This window comes from Aliiroseovarius sp. S253 (assembly GCF_049800855.1).
Taxonomy (GTDB): Bacteria; Pseudomonadota; Alphaproteobacteria; order Rhodobacterales; family Rhodobacteraceae; genus Aliiroseovarius.
In genome coordinates this window covers 519,200-540,368 of sequence record NZ_JBNAFW010000001.1, presented here as the reverse complement: position 1 = coordinate 540,368, position 21,169 = coordinate 519,200, and the positions used below count along the sequence as shown (strand labels likewise).

Annotated in this window: 19 protein-coding genes; 9 read left to right on the top strand and 10 right to left on the bottom strand. The window is 58.4% G+C overall.

Annotated features, from left to right (window positions below; translation table 11 throughout):
• Positions 1 to 25: 25 nt before the first annotated feature.
• From ACP15F_RS02650 to ACP15F_RS02640, 3 genes are read left to right on the top strand one after another with little or no spacing between them, the layout of a single operon-like run.
• On the top strand, positions 26 to 661 hold the full coding sequence (locus tag ACP15F_RS02650) for a glutathione S-transferase family protein (RefSeq protein ID WP_424939299.1): 636 nt from the start codon (positions 26 to 28) through the stop codon (positions 659 to 661).
• Between the two features lie 17 nt (positions 662 to 678).
• Complete coding sequence (locus ACP15F_RS02645; protein ID WP_424939298.1) at positions 679 to 1,884, top strand: acetyl-CoA C-acetyltransferase; 1,206 nt, start codon at positions 679 to 681, stop codon at positions 1,882 to 1,884.
• Between the two features lie 15 nt (positions 1,885 to 1,899).
• Positions 1,900 to 4,104 (top strand): 3-hydroxyacyl-CoA dehydrogenase NAD-binding domain-containing protein, encoded by a 2,205-nt coding sequence (locus ACP15F_RS02640; protein WP_424939297.1) that lies wholly within the window; start codon positions 1,900 to 1,902, stop codon positions 4,102 to 4,104.
• A 68-nt stretch (positions 4,105 to 4,172) separates the two neighbouring features.
• Here ACP15F_RS02640 and ACP15F_RS02635 read toward each other — a convergent pair whose 3' ends face one another.
• Entirely contained in the window at positions 4,173 to 5,078 is a 906-nt protein-coding gene (locus ACP15F_RS02635) for a DMT family transporter (RefSeq protein ID WP_424939296.1), read from the bottom strand.
• Positions 5,079 to 5,192: 114 nt separating this feature from the next.
• Here ACP15F_RS02635 and ACP15F_RS02630 point away from each other — a divergent pair, with 114 nt between their 5' ends.
• Entirely contained in the window at positions 5,193 to 6,833 is a 1,641-nt protein-coding gene (locus ACP15F_RS02630; protein ID WP_424939295.1) for a long-chain-fatty-acid--CoA ligase, read from the top strand.
• Positions 6,834 to 6,911: 78 nt separating this feature from the next.
• Positions 6,912 to 7,928: a hypothetical protein gene (locus tag ACP15F_RS02625; RefSeq protein ID WP_424939294.1), complete on the top strand. Its 1,017-nt coding sequence runs from the start codon at positions 6,912 to 6,914 to the stop codon at positions 7,926 to 7,928.
• A gap of 59 nt (positions 7,929 to 7,987) precedes the next feature.
• Here ACP15F_RS02625 and upp read toward each other — a convergent pair whose 3' ends face one another.
• From upp to ACP15F_RS02605, 4 genes are read right to left on the bottom strand one after another with little or no spacing between them, the layout of a single operon-like run.
• Entirely contained in the window at positions 7,988 to 8,620 is a 633-nt protein-coding gene (upp, locus tag ACP15F_RS02620; RefSeq protein WP_424939293.1) for a uracil phosphoribosyltransferase, read from the bottom strand.
• Complete coding sequence (locus tag ACP15F_RS02615) at positions 8,613 to 9,605, bottom strand: adenosine deaminase (RefSeq protein WP_424939292.1); 993 nt, start codon at positions 9,603 to 9,605, stop codon at positions 8,613 to 8,615. The genes upp and ACP15F_RS02615 overlap by 8 nt, the downstream gene beginning before the upstream one ends.
• The gene (locus ACP15F_RS02610; protein WP_424939291.1) at positions 9,602 to 10,816 is read right to left on the bottom strand and encodes a phosphopentomutase; all 1,215 of its coding nucleotides are present in this window, start codon (positions 10,814 to 10,816) and stop codon (positions 9,602 to 9,604) included. The genes ACP15F_RS02615 and ACP15F_RS02610 overlap by 4 nt, the downstream gene beginning before the upstream one ends.
• Positions 10,813 to 11,205 carry a cytidine deaminase gene (locus ACP15F_RS02605; RefSeq protein ID WP_424939290.1) on the bottom strand — a complete coding sequence of 131 codons (393 nt, stop codon included), beginning with the start codon at positions 11,203 to 11,205 and terminating at the stop codon, positions 10,813 to 10,815. The genes ACP15F_RS02610 and ACP15F_RS02605 overlap by 4 nt, the downstream gene beginning before the upstream one ends.
• 214 nt (positions 11,206 to 11,419) lie before the next feature.
• Here ACP15F_RS02605 and ACP15F_RS02600 point away from each other — a divergent pair, with 214 nt between their 5' ends.
• Together ACP15F_RS02600 and ACP15F_RS02595 are read left to right on the top strand one after the other, a co-directional pair.
• Positions 11,420 to 13,693 carry an NADP-dependent malic enzyme gene (locus ACP15F_RS02600; protein WP_424939289.1) on the top strand — a complete coding sequence of 758 codons (2,274 nt, stop codon included), beginning with the start codon at positions 11,420 to 11,422 and terminating at the stop codon, positions 13,691 to 13,693.
• Between the two features lie 226 nt (positions 13,694 to 13,919).
• Complete coding sequence (locus tag ACP15F_RS02595; protein ID WP_424939288.1) at positions 13,920 to 15,803, top strand: propionyl-CoA synthetase; 1,884 nt, start codon at positions 13,920 to 13,922, stop codon at positions 15,801 to 15,803.
• Between the two features lie 48 nt (positions 15,804 to 15,851).
• On the opposite strand, the gene ACP15F_RS02590 is transcribed toward ACP15F_RS02595, so the two are convergent.
• Positions 15,852 to 16,613 carry an NAD kinase gene (locus tag ACP15F_RS02590; protein WP_424939287.1) on the bottom strand — a complete coding sequence of 254 codons (762 nt, stop codon included), beginning with the start codon at positions 16,611 to 16,613 and terminating at the stop codon, positions 15,852 to 15,854.
• A 166-nt stretch (positions 16,614 to 16,779) separates the two neighbouring features.
• Here ACP15F_RS02590 and glyA point away from each other — a divergent pair, with 166 nt between their 5' ends.
• The gene (gene glyA, locus ACP15F_RS02585) at positions 16,780 to 18,072 is read left to right on the top strand and encodes a serine hydroxymethyltransferase (RefSeq protein ID WP_424939286.1); all 1,293 of its coding nucleotides are present in this window, start codon (positions 16,780 to 16,782) and stop codon (positions 18,070 to 18,072) included.
• Positions 18,073 to 18,135: 63 nt separating this feature from the next.
• Here the strand turns inward: glyA and ACP15F_RS02580 are convergent, their stop codons facing one another.
• From ACP15F_RS02580 to ACP15F_RS02565, 4 genes are all read right to left on the bottom strand, one after another.
• Positions 18,136 to 18,414 (bottom strand): hypothetical protein, encoded by a 279-nt coding sequence (locus tag ACP15F_RS02580; RefSeq protein ID WP_424939285.1) that lies wholly within the window; start codon positions 18,412 to 18,414, stop codon positions 18,136 to 18,138.
• 39 nt (positions 18,415 to 18,453) lie between these two features.
• Positions 18,454 to 19,131 carry a PspA/IM30 family protein gene (locus ACP15F_RS02575; protein WP_424939284.1) on the bottom strand — a complete coding sequence of 226 codons (678 nt, stop codon included), beginning with the start codon at positions 19,129 to 19,131 and terminating at the stop codon, positions 18,454 to 18,456.
• Positions 19,132 to 19,250: 119 nt separating this feature from the next.
• Complete coding sequence (locus ACP15F_RS02570; RefSeq protein WP_424939283.1) at positions 19,251 to 19,850, bottom strand: TetR/AcrR family transcriptional regulator; 600 nt, start codon at positions 19,848 to 19,850, stop codon at positions 19,251 to 19,253.
• Between the two features lie 69 nt (positions 19,851 to 19,919).
• Positions 19,920 to 20,279, bottom strand: coding sequence for a hypothetical protein (locus tag ACP15F_RS02565; protein ID WP_424939282.1), 360 nt, complete (start codon positions 20,277 to 20,279; stop codon positions 19,920 to 19,922).
• Between the two features lie 128 nt (positions 20,280 to 20,407).
• On the opposite strand from ACP15F_RS02565, the gene ACP15F_RS02560 reads away from it, so the two are divergent.
• Positions 20,408 to 21,166: an alpha/beta fold hydrolase gene (locus tag ACP15F_RS02560; RefSeq protein WP_424939281.1), complete on the top strand. Its 759-nt coding sequence runs from the start codon at positions 20,408 to 20,410 to the stop codon at positions 21,164 to 21,166.
• Positions 21,167 to 21,169: the final 3 nt, after the last annotated feature.

Here is a 21,169-nt window from a genome sequence, read left to right as displayed (position 1 = left end):
AACAACATCTCTGGGAGGGGACGCCATGACGATTAAACTCTACTGCTTCGGCGAAAGTGGAAACGCCTATAAGGCCGCATTGGCGCTGGAATTGTCCGGGCTAGAGTGGGAACCGGTCTTTGTTGACTTCTTCAACGGCGAAACCCGCAGCCCGGAATATCGCGAGATCAACCCGATGGGCGAGGTTCCGGTGATGGTGGACGGCAACGTAACTCTGTCGCAATCCGGAGCCATTCAGGACTATGTCGCGTCGAAATCCGGCAAGCTCGGTGGACGCAGCGCAGACGAGCGCCGCGAAATTCTGCGCTGGCAGTTCTGGGACAATCACAAGATGTCCTCGATGGCCGGGGTGACCCGTTTCCTGATGAACTTCCTGCCGGAAGACAAACGCCCGACCGAGGTGATTGCCTTCAACCAAGGCCGCCTGAAGGGTGCCTACAAAACACTGGAAGCTGAGCTGTCGACCCGCGACTGGCTGGTCGGCGATCAGCTTACCATCGCTGATATCTCTTGTGCTGGTTACCTTTTCTATCCTGAACCCTTCGGCTTTGACCGCGCCGAATGGCCCGCAATTGACGCCTGGCTGACCCGAATCTCGGAAACGCCCGGCTGGAAACACCCCTATGACCTGATGCCCGGTTCCCCTGCGGACCGCGCGTGATTTCGAAAGGACGAACGATGACCGACGCCTATATCTATGACGCCGTGCGCACCCCGCGTGGCAAGGGCAAAAAAGACGGCACGCTGCACGAAGTGACAGCGGTGCGCCTGTCTTCCGTAGCGCTGAATGCGCTGAAAGAGCGTAACAACCTTGAAGGCCACGCCGTCGAGGATGTGATCTGGGGCAACGTGACCCAAGTGGGTGAACAAGGTGCGTGTTTGGCCCGCTCCTCGGTGCTGTATTCCGATTTGGACGAGCGTATTCCGGGCGTGTCGATCAACCGTTTCTGCGCTTCGGGCTTGGAAGCTGTGAACATGGCGGCCAACCAAGTGAAGGGCGGCGCAGGCGACGCATATATCGCGGGCGGCGTTGAAAGCATGAGCCGCGTGCCGATGGGCATGGACGGTGGCGCGATTGCTGCTGACCCGCATCTTGCCATGAAAGCCTATTTCGTACCGCAGGGCATCTCGGCCGACATCATCGCGACCGAATATGGTTTCAGCCGTGATGACTGCGATGCCTATGCGGTCGAAAGTCAGAAACGCGCCGCAGCTGCCCGCGCAGACGGTCGTTTCAAGTCGATCATCCCCGTCACCGATCAGAACGGCCTGACCGTGATGGCCGAGGACGAGATGATCCGCGAAACCACGATGCAAACGCTTGGCGGGTTGAACCCATCGTTCCAAATGATGGGCGAACAGATGCCCGGCTTTGATGCCGTGGCTCTGCTGAAATACCCGCATCTGGAAAAGATCAACCACGTGCACCACGCTGGCAACTCGTCCGGCATTGCAGATGGCTCTGCGGCTATCCTGATCGGCAACAAAGAGTTCGGCGAGCGGCATGGCATCAAGCCCCGTGCGCGCGTACGTGCGACGTCCAAAGTGGGCACTGATCCGACGATCATGCTGACCGGTCCGGTTCCAGCGACCGAGCGTGTGCTGCAGGCTGCTGGCATGAATTTCGGCGACATCGACCTGTTTGAGGTGAACGAGGCCTTCGCATCCGTCGTGCTGCGTTTCATCCAAGCCTTTGATGCCGACACCAACAAGGTAAACGTGAACGGTGGCGCGATTGCCATGGGCCACCCGCTGGGCGGCACCGGCGCGATGATCCTCAGCGCTCTGCTGGACGAAATGGAGCGCACCGACAAGGAAACCGGTCTGGCCACGCTTTGCATCGGCTCGGGCATGGGCGCCGCAACCATCATCGAACGCGTGTAAGAGGGAGACGTAACTATGGCTGATTTTCACTATTCCGTGGACGCCGATGGCGTCGCCACCATTGCTTGGGATGTTCCCAACAAGTCCATGAATGTGCTGTCCTATGACGCCTTGCGCGAGCTGGACGCCCATATCGACACCGTTCTGGCCGACGACGCCGTGAAAGGCGCGATCATTACCTCGGCGAAGAAGGACTTCGCTGGCGGTATGGACCTGAATGTCATCGCTCAGATGAAGAACGACGCAGGCGACAACCCGGCGCAGGGTCTGTTCGACGGCGTTATGGGTATGCACGGCGTGCTGCGCAAAATCGAACGTGCAGGTATGGACCCGAAGACCAACAAAGGCGGCAAACCGATTGTCGCCGCCCTGCCCGGCATCGCGCTTGGCATCGGTCTGGAAATCCCGCTGTCCTGTCACCGCATCATCGCGGCGGACAACCCGAAGGCCAAGATCGGCCTGCCCGAAATCATGGTCGGCATCTTCCCGGGCGCAGGCGGCACTACCCGTCTAGTTCGCAAGATGGGCGCGATGGCGGCGGCTCCGTTCCTGCTGGAAGGCAAAACCGTTGCCCCGGCCAAAGCCAAAGCTGCTGGCCTGATTGACGAGGTCGTCGCACCCGAAGAGCTGCAAGCCCGCGCGAAAGAGTGGGTGCTGAACGCAACCGACGCGGATATCGTGAAACCATGGGACGCCAAGGGTTACAAAATGCCCGGCGGCGCGCCCTATCACCCTGCGGGTTTCCAAACCTTCGTTGGCGCGGCTGCAATGATCCACAGCAAGACCAATGGCGTCTATCCGGCGGCTAAAGCTTTGCTGGCAGCCGTCTATGAAGGTGCAATGGTGCCATTTGACGACGCACTGCGCGTGGAATGCCGTTGGTTCGTGAACGTGCTGATGAACCCGTCTTCGTCTGCCATGATCCGCTCACTTTTCATCAACAAGCAAGCCTTGGAAAAAGGCGCTGTGCGTCCCAAGGACGTTGATGATCAGTCGGTCAAGAAAGTCGGCGTGTTGGGCGCAGGCATGATGGGGGCTGGCATTGCGCTGGTATCCGCCATGGCTGGCATGGAGGTCGTTCTGATCGACCAGACCCAAGAAGCTGCCGATCGCGGCAAGGCCTATTCCGAGGGCTATCTGGACAAAGGCATCGCCCGCAAGAAAGCCACGCCCGAGAAGAAAGAGGCCGTTCTGTCGGCGATCACCGCCACCACTGATCTGGACGCGCTGAAAGGCGCAGACCTGATCATCGAGGCGGTCTTCGAGGACGTGGGCGTGAAGGCCGAAATGACCAAGAAGGTCGAGGCCGTCGTTGGCCCCGATTGCATCTATGCCACCAACACCTCGACCCTGCCGATCACCGAGCTGGCCAAAGCGTCTGAACGTCCTGATCAGTTCATCGGCATCCACTTCTTCTCACCTGTCGAGCGGATGATGCTGGTCGAGATCATCAAGGGTAAGGAAACCGGTCCGCGTGCTGTGGCCAAGGCGCTCGACTATGTGCGCCAGATCCGCAAAACGCCAATCGTCGTGAACGACGCGCGTTTCTTCTACTGCAACCGTTGCATCATTCCTTACATCAACGAAGGCATGCGCATGGTTGGCGAGGGCGTGTCGCCCGCGCTGGTCGAAGGCGCTGCGAAACTGCTGGGCTTCCCGGTTGGGCCGCTGCAGCTGGTCGATGAGACCTCGATTGATCTGGGCGTGAAGATCGCCAAGGCGACCAAGGCAGCGATGGGTGATGACTACCCGGATGCAGCCGTCGACGACATCATCTTCTGGATGGCTGACGAAGGCCGCTTGGGCCGCAAGTCGAACGCTGGTTTCTATAACTACGACGAAAAGGGCAAACGCACCGGTCTGTGGGAAGGTCTTGGCGACAAGTTCCCGTTGGCAGACGATCAGCCTGACCTGACCGAAGTAAAACATCGCCTGATGATGAGCCAGGTTTTGGAAGCCGTCCGTGCACTTGAAGAAGGCGTTCTGGAAGACATCCGCGAAGGCGACGTTGGCGCGATCCTGGCGTGGGGCTTTGCCCCGTGGTCGGGTGGGCCGTTCAGCTGGCTGGACATGATTGGCGCCGACAAAGCGGTCGAGATCTGCGACGGCCTGACTGACGCCCACGGCGCGCGTTTCACGACGCCTGCCCTGCTCCGTGATTTGGCCGAAAAAGGCGAGACCTTCTATGGTCGCTTCGACAGCGCCCAAGACGCGGCTTGATCCATACCTTAAAACACGCAAACGGCCCGGAGTTACTTCGGGCCGTTTCTTTTTTGAATGGTATCCGATTAGCTTTCGCGCGACCGAAGTGTGATGACGATGCCTGACACCACGATCAACACCATGCCTAAAACCGCGCTCGGCCCCAACCGATCACCGTAAAGGACAAAGCTCCACGCCGCAGCAAAGCCCAAAAGCGAGTATTCATAGATCGCGACTTGCGCCGGATCGCCCAACTGATAGCCGCGGAACAAAAGCCCGACTCCTAAAATCGAACCAATCGCTTGCAAGAAGGTGATGAAGAGCGCCCAACCGCTGGGCCATACGACACCGCGCAAGATGAACCCATCCGCGCCCATTGGCACCTCATGCGGCCAGACCGTCATCACGACGGTTCCAATCGCACCAAACACGCCCAAGCACAGGAAAAAAGCCGCCAGCATGGACAGGGCTGATTCCCCCTCGCACCATTGCCGCGTCGCGATTGCCCCCAACGCATAGAAGAACCCCGCCGCCATCGGGACAACGACCGCTGGGCGAATGCCTTCGCTAAATGGGTCCAGCACGATCACTACGCCGACGAAGCCCACAAGGGCCGCCCCCATCCGCGTGAACCCAATGGGTTTTCCAAAGAACAAGGCCGAGATCAGCATCACCCAAATCGGCGCGGTAAACAGCCCCGAGGCCACCTGCCCCACGGGCAAAAAGCCCAACCCGCCGAAGTAAAACAGCATCGCAATGGCCGCCAGACCTCCGCGCACCATAACGGCCCAAGCCCGAATTGGGCGCAATCGAACGCGATCCGACAAGGACATCAACGCAAAGAGCCCAAAGGCCATGATGGTCCGCATTAGGTGGAACTGCCACAACCCAAGCTCGGGCGCGATCTGGCGGACAAGGTTGTCGAAGAACCCCAGAAAGAACATCGCGGCAAAGACAAATCCCGCCGCTGCCAATGGTCTGTCCGCCGCCATGTCGTTTTCCTTACCCGAAAAGCCTCTCAGGGCCATTGACCACAGGGGGCACACTGGGGTCCACTCTGAAAACGACACAGGTTAAGAAAACACATCGCTTTGGGAGGAGTGAGAATGGGTTGGATGGCAGACGAACGCGGGCTGGATAAATGTGCGGCAAACTTTGTGCCCCTGACCCCGCTTTCACATCTACAACGTGCCGCAAAGGTGTTTCCCAACCGCGAGGCTGTGATCGAGGGTGATCGGCGCCTGACCTATCGCGAATATCACGGGCGTGTCAGCCGGTTGGCCTCGGCTTTGGCAGCGCGCGGAATCCAGCCCGGTGATGTGGTCGGCACGCTTTTGCACAACACTCTGGCCCATGTCGAAGCCAGCTTTGGCATTCCCGCCTGTGGGGCGATTCTGAACACGATCAACACCCGATTGGACGTCGACACGGTTGCTTATATTTTTGGCCATGGTGCCGCCAAAGCCGTACTGGTCGACTCCGAACTGGTGCCGTTGGCCGAAGCGGCCCTTAAGCAGATGTCGAACGATGGCGTGCAGCAGCCCGAAATCATCGAAGTCGCCGCCCCCGACGCGGGTTTCCCGGCCTCGGGTCGCCATCCCGAATACGAAGATCTGCTGGAAAGCGGAGACCCAGATTTCGACTGGATCATGCCGGAGGATGAATGGGAAAGCCTTGCACTGAACTATACCTCGGGCACCACCGGGCGGCCGAAGGGCGTGGTCTATCACCATCGCGGTGCCTATTTGATGACGATGGGCACGCCGATTAGCTGGAACATGCAGCTTTACCCGCGCTACCTGACCATCGTGCCGCTGTTTCACTGCAACAACTGGAACCACACCTGGATGATGCCGGTTCTGGGCGGCACCGTGGTGTGCTGCCGCGCGATCACCGCGAAGGCCGTCTACGACGCCATCGCGGATGAGGGCGTGACCCATTTTGGCGGCGCGCCGATCGTGCTGAATATGATCGTGAACGCCCCTGACGAACATCGCCGCAGCTTCGATCACGTGGTCGAGGTCTTCACCGCAGGCGCCCCGCCCGCTGCGGCCACCTTGGCCGCGATCGAACCCTTGGGCTTCAACGTCACACAGGTTTACGGCCTGACGGAAACCTATGGCCACGTGACAGAATGTCTTTGGAATGGCCCCGAATGGGACGAGCTTCCACAAGACGACCGCGCCGCGATCAAGGCCCGCACAGGCGTCGCCTTCCCGCAGATGGAGGACATCACTGTGCTGGACGAGACAATGGCGCAAGTCCCCATGGATGGCGAAACCACGGGCGAGATCATGATCCGAGGCAACTCGGTCATGAAAGGCTACCTGAAGAACCATGAAGCCACCACCGAGGCGTTTCAGGGCGGGTATTTCCATTCGGGCGACGTCGCCTTTCAAACGCCGGATGGCTATATCAAGATCACCGACCGCTCAAAAGACATCATCATCTCGGGCGGCGAAAACGTCAGCTCGGTCGAGGTTGAAGGCGTGCTGATGCATCACCCTGCCGTCAGCCTGTGCGCCGTAGTCGCCAAGCCCGATGACAAATGGGGCGAGATCCCCTGCGCTTATATCGAGCTGAAAGACGGCACCGACGCAAGCGAGGAAGAGTTGATCGCTTTTGCCCGCGAACGTTTGGCTGGGTTCAAAACCCCGAAGCGGATCGAATTCTGCGAGCTTCCCAAGACCTCGACCGGGAAAATCCAGAAATTTCAGCTGCGTGACTGGGCACGTTCCGAAGACTAAAGCAGTTCCGATTGCCGGGCGGGTTGGTTGGCGCTATTCTGCGTCCAATTAAGAACGAGCAGAAAGCCCCGTCCGAACATGACGGCCCTAACCAAATATGACCGGCTTGAGGCCACAGCCCTTTGGCGCCCCGAAGAGGGGGCGCAAAGGCTGGATGTCCTATTGTCTCTTGGGGATGCAACGCTGACGATCTCGGACATGCGCGAGAACGTGTTGAACCATTGGTCCCTGCCCGCGATCCAGCGCGTCAATCCCGGCGAACGTCCAGCAATCTTCCGCCCCGGCGATGATGCCACGGAAGAGCTGGAGACCGAAGATGACGAGATGATCCGCGCGCTTGAAAAGGTGCGCAAGCTGATCGAGCGTCGCCGCCCTCATCCCGGTCGGTTGCGCCACTTGGTGACAGCGGGCATTCTGGCGTTTCTGCTGATACTGGCTGTTTTCTGGCTGCCCGGCGCGTTGCGCAGCTATACGGTGTCGGTAGTGCCCGAACCTACGCGCGCCGCTATTGGACAGCAAATCCTGACACGGATCGGACGCATCACCGGGCAGGAATGCCGTGGCCGCGAGGGACGTTCTGTGTTGACCCGACTGGCGCGCAAAACAACGAGCAATCAGAACCTTCGCGTGGTCGTGCTGTCGTCTGGTGTGCAAAGTTCCAAGCATTTGCCGGGGAATATCACTCTTCTGAACCGCGCATTGATTGAAGATTTCGAACATCCGGACGTATTGGCAGGCTTTCTTCTGGCCGAGGAACTGCGTCGTGATAGCACGGATCCGATATTACCGCTGCTAGACCATGTTGGCCTGCGCGGAACAGTGCGGCTTTTGACGACCGGATATCTGCCCGAGGCGGCAATTGACCAATATGCTGAAGATCTTCTGATCGCGCCCCAATCCGAGGTACAGGCCACTGCGCTTCTAGAACGGTTCAAGGCGCAAGACATCAGCGCGACGCCCTATGCCTATGCGTTGGATCTGACCGGTGAGTCGACACTACACCTGATTGAAGCAGATCCGGTGCCTGAAGCCAGCGCCAAGCCTCTTTTGTCTGATGATGATTGGGTAAGGCTGCAAGGGATCTGCGGCGAATAAAAAGGGCGCCGATCTGATGGCCAGACGGGCGCCCGTTTCGCAGCCGAAGCTACTTATATTTACTTTGTGCCGAACATCCGGTCGCCTGCGTCACCTAGACCCGGAACGATATAGCCCTTCTCATTCAGTTTCTCATCAAGCGATGCCGTGATGATCGGCACATCGGGATGGGCTTCCTTCATGCGCGCAACACCTTCCGGTGCGGCCAGAAGGCACATGAACAGGATGTCCTTGGCACCAGCCTTCTTCAGCATGTCAATCGCCGCGACCGAGCTGTTGCCCGTGGCCAGCATCGGATCAACAGCAATCACCAGACGTTCGTCAATCGCTTCGGGCACTTTGAAGTAATACTCGACCGGCTCCAGAGTTTCTTCGTCACGATAAAGACCGACAAAACCAACGCGGGCCGACGGGATCAGTTCCAATACGCCATCCAGCAACCCGTTGCCTGCGCGCAAGATCGACACGAGCGCAAGCTTGCGACCGGCAAGAACAGGCGCATCCATTTCCTGCATCGGCGTGGTGATGCGCTTGGATGTCATTGGAAGCTCACGCGTCACCTCATAGGCCAGCAGCTGGCTGATCTCGCGTAGAAGCTGTCGGAACAGACAGGTGGGTGTGGCTTCATCCCGCATCAATGTCAGCTTGTGCTGGATCAGGGGGTGATCAACAACGGTCAGGTGATCATACATCTTGCGTCTCCAATTGTTTGCGGATGCGGGTGCGGGTGGCGTCGTCGCAGAACGCGGCATCTATAGCCACCATGTTCAGTTCGCGAAAATCTTCTGCCGTCCAACCGAATTGTCGCGACAGGTCTTCGTATTCCTTGTTCATGTCGGTACGGAAAAATGGGGGATCGTCCGTCGACACGGTCACTTTCACCCCGCGTTCGCGCAATTTGGCAATCGGGTGCGAAGCCAGGTTGGGATATACCCCCAGAAACACATTCGAGCCGGGGCAGACTTCCAGAGTCACTCCATCCTCGGCCAGACGGTCCACCAGCGCCAGATCCTCGATCGCGCGCACGCCGTGGCCAATACGTTCGACTTTCAGATCGTCCAATGCGGCGCGCACCTCGTCGGGTCCGTTCCATTCACCTGCATGGGTGGTCAGACGCAAGCCCGCCTCGCGCGCCATGTCGAACGCATAGGAAAAATCGCCCTGACTGCCCGACTTCTCATCCCCGCCCATACCAAAGCCCGTGATAAAATCGCCCGCAGTTTCCTGCGCGCAATACGCAGTTTCGCGAGCCAGATCAGGGCCGAAATGGCGGATACAGGTTATGATTCCGCGAAGGGTAATGCCCATATCGCGCTCGGCCTCGTCGGCGGCGTCCTGTATGGCGGCAAGGTAATCTTTCCACGCGGCCAGATCACGCCCACCGCAGAAGTCCGGCGACAGGAAGGTTTCAGCATAGACGACACCTTGTTCGGCGCAGGATTCCAGCACTGCTTTGGTCAGGCGGCGAAATTCTTCTGGCCCGGTCAGGACGGATGTTGCGGCCTCGTACACTTCGAGGAAATGCCAGAAGTCACGATAGGCATACCCGCCGTCTTCGGTGAAGATTTTCGAAAGATCAACGGACTTTTCCTTGGCCAAGGACCTGATAAACGCTGGCGGCGCGCCACCTTCGATATGCAAGTGCAGCTCGACCTTGGGCAGTTCTTTAAAGCTCACAGAAACGACCTCCCTGCCCCGCGCGCGTTCAGCCCCAGATGCGCTGCAACTGACGCACCTATATCTGAAAACCCGACTTGCCCAACTTCGCGGGCACCAAGCCCGGCCGCAACTACAGGCACACGCTCGCGGGTGTGATCCGTGCCGACCCAGCTGGGATCGTTTCCGTGATCTGCGGTGAACAGGACCAGATCGCCCGCGCGCATTTTGCCCAGTACGCGCGGTACTTGGCTGTCGAACCATTCCAAGGCGCGAGCATAGCCCGCGATGTCGCGACGGTGGCCGTATTTCGTGTCAAATTCGACAAAATTGGCAAAAACCAAATCACCGTCTTGCGCGCCGTCGAATGAGGCCACCAGATACTCCATCAGGTCGGCATCAGCCCCTTTGCGTACGTTCGAGATCCCACGATGTGCGAAAATATCCCCAATCTTGCCAATAGCATGCACTTTGCCGCCCGCATCCGTCACCCAATCGCACAGCGTGGGTTCTGGCGGTGTCATGGCAAAGTCACGGCGGTTGGTTGTGCGGGTGAATCCTTTGGCCTCGGACCCCAAGAAGGGGCGCGCGATGACGCGGCCGATCCGCATGTCATGAACCATGGGCGCGATGGCTTCACACACGGCATAGAGCCGGTCTAGCCCGAAGTGTTCCTCGTGCGCGGCGATCTGAATGACGCTGTCGACCGAGGTATAAACGATGGGTCGCCCGGTACGGATATGCTCTGCCCCTAGTTCGTCCAAAACGACCGTACCCGAAGCATGCTTGTCGCCCAGAATACCGTCCACTCCAGCAGCTTTGCAGATAGCGGTAGTTACATCTTCGGGAAAGGCGGGAACGGTGTCGGGGAAGTATCCCCAATCCCAAGGCAAGGGAACGCCCGCAATCTCCCAATGACCCGTGGGCGTGTCTTTTCCTGGCGAGACTTCTTCTGCTGCCCCCCACAGTCCGGTGGGCGAGGCTGTCATCCCCGGCGTTTGATCACCCGACGCCAGACGGATCGCGGCACCCAGTCCCAAAGCATCCAGATTGGGTACGGAAAGCGGGCCCGAGCGCCCATCTTCGGCACGCCCCTCGGCGCAGGCTTGCGCGATATGGGCCAGCGTGTTTGCTCCGGTATCCGGCACGGTCTTGTTGTTAAAAAACTTGTGTGCGTCGGGGGCGCCACCGCAGCCCACGCTATCCATTACAATTACGAAGGCGCGGGTCATGTGTTCTCCATATGCGCGGCACCGAAAGCTCCGGGCAGAAGTTCAGCCATGGTCATGGTCAGGCGTTCACCCCCCATCGTCATCATGGTAATTTTCACATCAGGGCCGGAAAACTCGGCCAGTTTCTGACGGCAGCCACCGCAGGGCGTAACCGGTAAGGGGGCGTCCGCGATCACCAGCGCCTCGGCAATCTCGCGTTCGCCCGCTGCACACATCGCAGCAATCGCGCCTGCTTCAGCGCAAGTCCCTTCTGGATAGGCGATGTTCTCGACATTGCACCCGACATGCACAACGCCCGCGCTTGTGCGTAGCGCAGCGCCGACCTTGAAGTTTGAATATGGGGCATGCGCATTTTCACGCACGGCCTTGGCAGCTTCCAACAGCGACATGATCCGCTCCTGCAAAAAAATCTATCCCGCAACCCTGAACCTCTGCATTCTCGGATGCAAGCGCAATCCGAGCATCAAGGGGCTGGCCGCAAGGTAATGCCATGCTATTGTACATTGAGCAGACTTGATTGCCCTTGCACTGCTGGTGTATCGGGGTGGTGGAGGCAAGATGGTTTAAAGTTAAACTATCTAATCTAAACCTTGGGAGACCCCGATGTCCGAAGACAGCTATCTGCGCAAACGCGCTCTGGATTATCACGAATTTCCACAGCCCGGAAAGCTTGAGATCCGCGCGACAAAGCCGATGGCAAATGGGCGCGACCTAAGCCTTGCCTATTCGCCAGGCGTAGCTGAAGCCTGCGTAGAGATCGCAAAAAATCCTTCAGTAGCAAGTCGTTACACGGCACGCGGCAATCTGGTCGCGGTTGTCTCCAATGGGTCCGCCGTACTGGGGTTGGGCAACATTGGGGCGCTGGCCTCAAAGCCTGTGATGGAAGGCAAGGCGGTTTTGTTCAAGAAGTTTGCCAATATCGATTGCTTCGACATTGAGCTGAACGAATCCAATCCCGAAAAGCTGGCCGAGATCGTCTGTGCGATGGAACCAAGCTTTGGCGCGATCAACCTTGAAGACATTAAGGCCCCCGATTGTTTCATCGTTGAACAAATCTGCCGCGAACGGATGAACATCCCTGTCTTTCACGATGATCAGCACGGAACCGCCATCGTGGTTGGGGCAGCGGCCACCAATGCACTGAAAGTGGCAGGAAAATCCTTTGAGGATATCAAAGTCGTCTCGACCGGTGGCGGGGCTGCCGGCATTGCTTGCCTGAATATGCTGCTGAAGCTGGGCGTCAAACGCGAGAATGTTTGGCTCTGCGACATCGAAGGCTTGGTCTATCAAGGCCGCGAAAAAGACATGACGCCACAGAAAGCAGCATATGCACAGGGCAACAGCCCGGCGGGCCTGGATGACGTGATCGAAGGCGCAGATCTGTTTCTTGGCCTTTCCGGCCCCGGCGTTCTGAAGCCCGAGATGGTGGCCAAGATGGCCGACCGCCCGATCGTGTTTGCCCTTGCCAACCCAACGCCCGAAATCATGCCAGACGAGGTGCGCAAGGTTGCGCCAGATGCAATCATGGCAACGGGGCGCTCGGATTTTCCCAATCAGGTCAACAACGTACTGTGTTTTCCCTTCATTTTCCGGGGCGCCTTGGATGTCGGCGCGACCGAAATCAACGACGCCATGCAGTTGGGTTGCATCGAAGGCATCGCAGCACTGGCCCGCGCCACCACCTCGGCCGAGGCCGCAGCTGCGTACAAAGGCGAACAGCTGACCTTTGGCGAAGACTACCTGATCCCAAAACCGTTCGATCCGCGCTTGATGGGCGTGGTCGCCAGCGCCGTGGCCAAGGCCGCGATGGAAAGTGGGGTAGCGACCCGTCCGGTCGCCGATCTGGATGCCTACAAGTCGAAGCTGGACGGCTCGGTCTTCAAATCCGCGCTGATCATGCGCCCGGTTTTCGAAGCCGCAGGCACCGCCGAACGTCGCATTGTCTTTGCCGAGGGCGAGGACGAGCGCGTATTGCGGGCCGCCAATGCGATGATTGAGGAAACCACAGACGCGCCAATCCTGATCGGGCGTCCGGACGTGATCGCCCTTCGCGCTGAACGGGCTGGCCTGTCGATCGTGCCCGGTCGTGATTTCGAGGTCGTAAACCCTGAACGAGATGACCGTTATCGCGATTATTGGAGCGCCTATCACGAACTGATGGCCCGCAAGGGCGTGACGCCCGATCTGGCCAAGGCGATCATGCGCACGAACACCACCGCCATCGGGGGCATCATGGTCCATTTGGGTCATGCGGACAGTCTAATTGCCGGTACGTTCGGGCAATATCTGTGGCACTTGAATTATATCCAGCAGATTTTGGGCCATGAAGCACTGCATCCGGTCGGAGCGTTGAGCTTGATGATCCTTCAGGACGGCCCGCTGTTCATCGCGGACACCCACGTACACAACACGCCCAGCGCCGAACAAATCGCCGAAACCGTCTGCGCCGCGGCCCGCCACGTGCGTCGGTTTGGCGTTGAACCCAAAATCGCTGTCTGTTCGTATTCGCAATTCGGCAATCATGGAGGAGACAGCGGTGCGCGTGCGCGCGGTGCTCTCGACATTCTGGACGCTGCCCCGCGCGACTTTGCCTATGAGGGCGAAATGCACGTGGACGCCGCGTTGGATCCCGAAGTACGTCGCCGTCTGTTCCCTGCTGCCCGCTTTGACGGACCTGCAAACGTGCTGGTTTTCGCCAACACAGATGCAGCCAGCGCAGTGCGCAATACGCTGAAAGTGAAAGGTGGGGGACTGGAGGTCGGACCGATCCTGATGGGCATGGGCAACCGCGCCCATATCGTGACGCCTTCGATCACCGCACGCGGACTTTTGAACATGTCTGCCATCGCCGGAACACCGGTTGCGCATTACGGCTAAACGATTCCCTGCGAAACTTTGCAAGGCGGAGTTTGCAATTTTGCAAACCCCGCCTTTTTCAAACTCAGATCCCTCAAAACACTGGGGTTTGCAAAAATTTGCAGGCAATTTTCCACCGCCCTGCAAATTTTCCGCGATAATGTGACGCTACGTCCAACACGGTTCTTGCCCGGATAGGTCGTAGCGGCGTAACACATTCATCAAGGGAAATTGGAGGATGTGCACCATGGCATACAAAGACGTTTACGCGGCGTGGCAATCGAACCCAGAAAAGTTCTGGATGGACGCGGCCCAAGCCATCAGCTGGGACAAGGCCCCCACCAAGGCGCTCTTTGACGGCAACGCCCCGCTATACGAATGGTTCTCGGACGGGATGGTCAACACCTGCTACAACGCAGTGGACCGTCACGTTGAAAATGGACGCGCCGATCAGGTGGCCATCATCTATGACAGCCCGATCACCGGCCGTCAGTCGAAAACCACCTATGCCGAACTGAAAGACCGCGTCGAGAAAGTCGCCGGTGCTTTGGTCGAAAAAGGCGTGACCAAGGGCGACCGCGTCATCATCTATATGCCGATGGTCACTGAAGCGCTGATCGCCATGCTGGCCGTCACCCGTATCGGTGCCGTGCACTCGGTCGTGTTCGGCGGCTTTGCCTCGAACGAACTGGCCGTTCGCATCGACGATGCCAAACCCAAGGCAATCATCGCAGCATCCTGCGGGTTGGAGCCCGGCCGCGTCGTGGCATACAAGCCGCTTCTCGACGGCGCGATTGATCTGTCCGAGCACAAGCCCGACTTCACCCTGATCCTGCAGCGCGAAGAGCATCCGGCCGAGCTGATCGAAGGTCGTGATTTCGACTGGGCCGAGTTGGAAGCAAACGCCGCCCCCGCCGCCTGTGTCCCGGTCGAAGGCAATCACCCGGCCTATATTCTCTACACTTCGGGCACCACGGGTCAGCCCAAAGGCGTCATCCGCCACACCGGCGGGCATCTTGTGGCGCTGAACTGGACCATGAAGAACCTCTATAACGTCGATCCCGGCGATGTATTCTGGGCGGCTTCTGACGTGGGTTGGGTCGTGGGCCACTCCTACATCACCTATGGTCCGCTGGTGCACGGCAACACGACCATCGTGTTTGAAGGTAAACCCGTGGGCACGCCCGACGCGGGCACCTTCTGGCGCGTGATCAGCGAGCACAACGTGAAGTCCTTCTTCACCGCCCCGACCGCCTTCCGCGCTGTGAAACGCGAAGACCCCAAGGGCGAATTCGTGAAGAAGTACGATCTGAGCTGCCTCAAGCAGGTCTATCTGGCTGGCGAACGCGCTGACCCCGACACCATCGTCTGGGCGCAGGATCAGCTGAAAGTGCCTGTGGTGGACCATTGGTGGCAGACCGAAACCGGTTATGCCATTGCCGCGAACCCGATCGGGATCGAAGAGCTGCCGATCAAACTGGGCTCGCCCTCGGTTCCGATGCCGGGCTTTGACGTGCAGATCCTGGACGAAGGCGGACACCCGATGCCCGCAGGCGAGCTGGGCGCGATTGCGATCAAACTGCCCCTGCCCCCCGGCACGCTGCCGACCCTGTGGAACGCCGAAGAGCGGTTCAAGTCGAGCTATCTGAACACGTTCCCCGGCTATTACGAGACTGGCGATGCGGGTTACATCGATGAAGACGGCTATGTCTATATCATGGCGCGCACCGACGACGTGATCAACGTGGCAGGCCACCGCCTGTCGACCGGCGGCATGGAAGAGGTTCTGGCCTCACATCCCGACGTGGCTGAATGTGCCGTGATCGGTGTGACCGACCAGCTGAAAGGCCAACTGCCGCTTGGCATGGTCTGCCTGAACGCCGGCACGGATCGCCCGGACGAGGAAATCACCGCCGAATGCGTCAAGCTGGTACGCGAGAAAATCGGCCCAGTTGCCGCCTTCAAGCTTTGCGTGGTCGTGGATCGCCTGCCCAAGACACGCTCGGGCAAAATCCTGCGCGCAACCATGGTGTCGATTGCGGATGGCAAGGAATACAAGATGCCTGCCACCATCGACGATCCGGCCATTCTGGACGAAATCAAAGATGCGCTGGCCTCTTTGGGTTACTAAGCCAACCCTAACAAAAAGAAACGCCCCCGATTTCGGGGGCGTTTTTCGTTAGACGAACTGCTCGCGGATCAGGCGTTCTTCCAATCCGTGTCCGGGGTCGAACAGAATGCGGTGCTTGATATCACTGCAGGACCGGATCTCGACCGAAATGACGTTTGGCACGGACCGGCTGTCCGCATCTGCCATCACAGGACGCTTATCCGGCTGAAGCACATCAAAGCGCACGACTGCATTCTTAGGCAAAAGCGCGCCGCGCCAACGGCGCGGGCGGAAAGCTGCCATGGCAGTCAGAGCCAACACATCTGATCCAATTGGCAAAATGGGTCCGTGGGCTGAATAGTTGTAGGCGGTCGACCCAGCAGGGGTACTCAGAAGCGCCCCATCGCACACCAGTTCGTCCAGACGCACCCGCCCATCGACGCTGATCTGAAGCTTCGCGGCCTGAGGGCCGGCACGCAACAAGCTGACTTCGTTGATGGCCAGCGCCTCGTATACCGCGCCTTTCGCTGTTTCAGCCCGCATCGACAGCGGGTTGATGACCTCTTCTTCCGCGACGATCAGGCGGTCGATCAGCCCGTCAGGCGCGTATTCGTTCATCAAGAACCCAACCGTCCCGCAATTCATGCCATAAACCGGGGCCGGAAGATGCTGCGTACTGTGCAGCGTGTGCAGCATGAACCCATCGCCACCAAGTGCTACGATGATATCGGCCTCGTCCTCGGGGACATTCCCATAGCGTGACACCAATTCATCATGCGCGGCCAGCGCAATGGTCGTATCACTTGCTACGAACGCGATTTTTCGACTCATGCTGATTGTCCCGATTGGCGGCTTTGTTTCCGAAACAACCACATGTTTCCACAAATCACCAGATAATGCCGCGTCTTTCCGTCGCCGCGTCGCTTTCTGGTCTTTGCGACATGGGATGTTTCCGATAGGAAATCCTGAATCGGACCTTAATTGAAGGAAAACGCGCATGACTGCCACCCGTGACCAAGGTTTCTTTACCGAATCCCTCGCCACCCGCGACCCCGAGCTGTGGGGCTCGATCACCAATGAGCTGGGCCGTCAGCGCGACGAGATCGAGCTGATTGCATCAGAGAACATCGTCTCTGCCGCTGTAATGGAGGCTCAGGGCTCGGTTCTGACCAACAAATACGCCGAAGGTTATCCCGGACGTCGTTACTATGGCGGTTGCCAGTATGTCGACGTGGCCGAGAACCTGGCCATCGACCGCGCCAAGGAACTGTTTGGCTGTGAATTTGCCAACGTTCAGCCGAACTCGGGTTCGCAGGCGAACCAAGGTGTGTTCCAGGCGCTGATCAAGCCCGGCGACACCATTCTGGGCATGGACCTGTCGGCTGGCGGTCACTTGACCCACGGCGCAAAGCCCAACCAGTCAGGCAAGTGGTTCAACGCCGTGCATTACGGTGTGCGTCGCGAAGACAGCCTGATCGACTATGACCAGATCCAGGAACTGGCTAACGAACACAAGCCCCAGATGATCATCGCTGGTGGCTCGGCCATTCCGCGTCAAATCGATTTCGCCAAGTTCCGCGAGATTGCAGATTCGGTTGGCGCCTATCTGATGGTCGATATGGCCCACATCGCAGGCCTGATTGCGGCTGGCGAACACCCCTCGCCCTTCCCGCACGCTCACGTTGCAACCACCACCACCCACAAAACCCTGCGCGGTCCGCGTGGTGGCATGATCGTAACCAACGACGCAGATATCGCGAAGAAGGTGAACTCGGCAATTTTCCCCGGTATTCAGGGTGGCCCTTTGATGCACGTCATCGCTGGTAAAGCCGCGGCTTTCGGTGAAGCGCTGCGTCCTGAATTCAAAGAGTACCAGAAGCAAGTACGTGCGAACGCCGTAGCCTTGGCCGATCAGCTGGTCAAAGGTGGTCTGGACATCGTGTCCGGCGGCACTGACACACACCTGATGCTGGTGGACCTGCGCCCGAAAGGCGTAACCGGCAACATCGTGGACGCAGCTCTTGGGCGCGCTCACATCACCTGCAACAAGAACGGCATCCCGTTTGACCCGGAAAAGCCGATGGTAACCTCGGGCATCCGTCTGGGCACCCCTGCCGGCACCACCCGTGGCTTTGGAGAAGCAGAGTTCCGCGAGATTGCTGATCTGATCATCGAAGTTGTCGACGGTCTGGCCGCAAATGGCGCCGACGCTAACGCCGATGTGGAAGCCTCGGTACGCGAGAAAGTCGCCGCCCTCTGCGCGCGCTTCCCGCTGTATCCGAACCTGTAATCCGGTTCACTATAAGACAAAAAGCCCCGGAGCGATCCGGGGCTTTTCTTGTTTCGGCGCTGGCTACTTGTCGTCGGAAATGAACTCTTCCAGCAGTTTTTCGTGCTTCGCATCCTCGATCCGTTGAATGCGATCTTCGCTGGCGCGGGTGTCAAAGCGGTACTTCACAAGGTTGATCAGCGACAGGGTCAGCAGGACAATCCCCATGCCCCAATAGCCCTTCGTGGCAAGTGGCACGTCCACCGACTTGTAAAGCGATAGCCCCAAGAGCAGGTAGGCGGCGACCACGCCCGCTGCATTCAAAGCCATAATCAACCAAGTATCACTGTGTGTCTTTTGCATTGTCTTAATCCTTCAATTCATTCTGTAGCTCTAAGGGGGTTACTTCGAGGCTTTCAGGCGCTCCAGCACGCTTGCGCCAGTTGCCTTCGTCCGGTCGCCAAAGCCCGCATCCTCTAGTCGGCTCGCGACGTTGTTCTGGGTCAGATCTTGATCGATTTCGCGCAAGATCTCGGCCTGTTCGAATGGGTCGTCTTCCTTCATCACATTCTGGATCAGCTCTTCAGCCTCTTCCAACGCACCCGCGCCCGATAAGGTAGTGGCCAGCTTGCGATGCACGCCCGCCTCGACCCGTGTAGCACGAGCCGCAATCGCCCCTTGCTTCAGATCGGTTATGCGGCGGTTCACCGTCTCGACCGTGGCACGAAGCCGGATCACCCGTGCCTCAAGCCGTTCCTGCGTTGCCTTCCGTGTGGCCCGTTCGTTTTCCAAAGACGCGATGGCTTGGGCAGCTTCCTGGGCAAGTGCATCCCGCCCGGCTTCAAGCGCCGCCTTCGCGCGCTCTTCCAGATCCGAAATGCGATCCGCCAGGCCTTCAACCATACGCTCTTCAGTACGCGCCCGCTGGGTCAATGCTGCAAGGCTCATCTTTGCGGCTTTCAGCCCCTGATTGGCTTCGCGAATTTTCTGGTCAATCAACTCGATCGAATAGGTTTCCCGTACCTGCTCCTCGGCCCGAGCATTTGTCCCATCAAAAAGAGTTTTCAAAGTTCTGAACATCTGTGCCTCCGATTTCATGAACATCGTTCACAAATAGAGATAGCAAATCGTGAACGTTGTTCAAGCCTTTTTGTGAACAGCGTTCAACTTTGTTTCGATAATCTTTCTATTTCAGAAACTTAGCTTGCAGAATTTGTCAGTTCGAGCAGTGTTTTCTCGATCATCATCGCAATCATTTCCTTCGGAACGCCCGAAATTCTTTGCTGCAAACCCAGCAAAACGATTCCATGTATCGAAGAAAACAGCGCCCGCGTCATCAACGCGATCTCATCCGCGTCGCGTGTCGGCCACAGATCGGCAAGAGTTTCCGAGATGTTCGCGAAGAGCTTATCTAGCTCGGACTGATACCAATCCGGCACCTCGGTCACTGTCATTTGCAAATCAAACAGCGCACGCCAAAGATTGGTGTGTCTGGCAGCGAAGTCTAAATAGGTCAAAGACATTGCGATCAAAACACGTTGCGGGGGCTGCCCTGCCGCATCGCGCCGGCTTTGCGCAATGTTTTTACCCATCGCAAGAAAGGTGCGCCCGTTCACCGCCATGATCAATGCGTTTAGATCTTCAAACACATTGTAAATCGCGCCGGTGGCACATCCGACCTCTTTAGCAAGTTCGCGGGCCTTGATCGCACCGGCACCGTCCTGCTTGATCCGTTCTTCGGCCGCTTCAATCAGGGCTAGACGCAACGCTTCGCGCCGAATTTCGCTTTTCCGTGTCATATCCACCCCGATCTTTGAACCGCGTTCAGACATAACGCCCCAGCGCGTTTGGGAAAAGAAGAAAGCGGATCAGCCCCTCACATACCAAAGTAGTGCAAAAACAAGTCCTGCACCCAAGAGCAGGTTGAACGACAGGCCTGCGGACCAGCTTAGAAAGATATTTTTGCGACGCGTCCAAGGATCAATGCTCAGCAAGTAGCGTTCTAGATCGGCAGCGGCCAAATCCAAAGCCGCCTCGTCCAGCTGTCGCAGCAGCCGGGGATGATCTGCGCGGGCGGTGGCATCAGCAAGCATTCGGCCCTTCATGCGCAAATGGCGCGGTAAAAGACGCCCTGCCCGGCGCAGTTTTACGTCAAATCCCTTGCCACGAACGTCCAGCCTTTCTTCAAGCAATTGGGCAAGCCGATCTGTGCGCGCCGCGATATCCAATTCAATCCCCGATATTTCCGATCTCTATACGAACAACCATAGCTGCACCTGCAGGGTATCCGAAAGCCCAAAGCCGCCTGCAGACAGTTCCGGGTTCAAACCAGGCGCCTGTCACGCTATCAGGGCATATGCTTACGATGCAGACATTCGGAGACGACACGTCCCGCCCGCCAATCCTGATCGTCCACGGGCTCTTCGGCTCGGGCCGCAATTGGAACGTCATTGCCAAACGCCTATCGGATGATCGGTGCGTGGTGTCCGTTGACATGCGGAACCACGGCGATAGCCCCTGGTTCGACACGCAAAGCTATCACGACATGGCCGAGGACCTCGCGCAGGTGATCCGCCATCTTGGTGGTCAGGCAGATGTGATCGGACATTCGATGGGCGGAAAGGCGTCGATGATTCTGGCGCTACAAGACGATTCCTTGGTGAACAAGCTTCTCGTCGCCGATATCGCACCCATCGCTTATCAACACAGCCAGAAATCCATGATCGAGGCCATGCGTAGGATTGATCTGGATCTCGTAGACACCCGTAGCGACGCGGATCGCCAACTGGCACAGGTGCTTGATGATGCTTCTGTCCGGGCGTTTCTGTTACAATCGCTGAACGTGAAAGAGCGGAAGTGGCGGCTTAACTTGGATGTGCTGGAAACCGAGATGGCCAAGATCGTTGGCTTCCCCGAGGTCTCGGGCTCTTTCGCAGGTCCGGCCTTGTTTCTGGCCGGCGCAACCTCGGATTACGTCCTGCCGGAGCACCGCCCCACCATCAAAGCGCTGTTCCCCGCGGCCAAGCAGGCCAAGATCCCCGGCGCGGGCCACTGGCTTCACGCAGAAAAGCCGCGCGAGTTCGAGGCCGCATCGCGCAGTTTCCTGAACCACTGACCC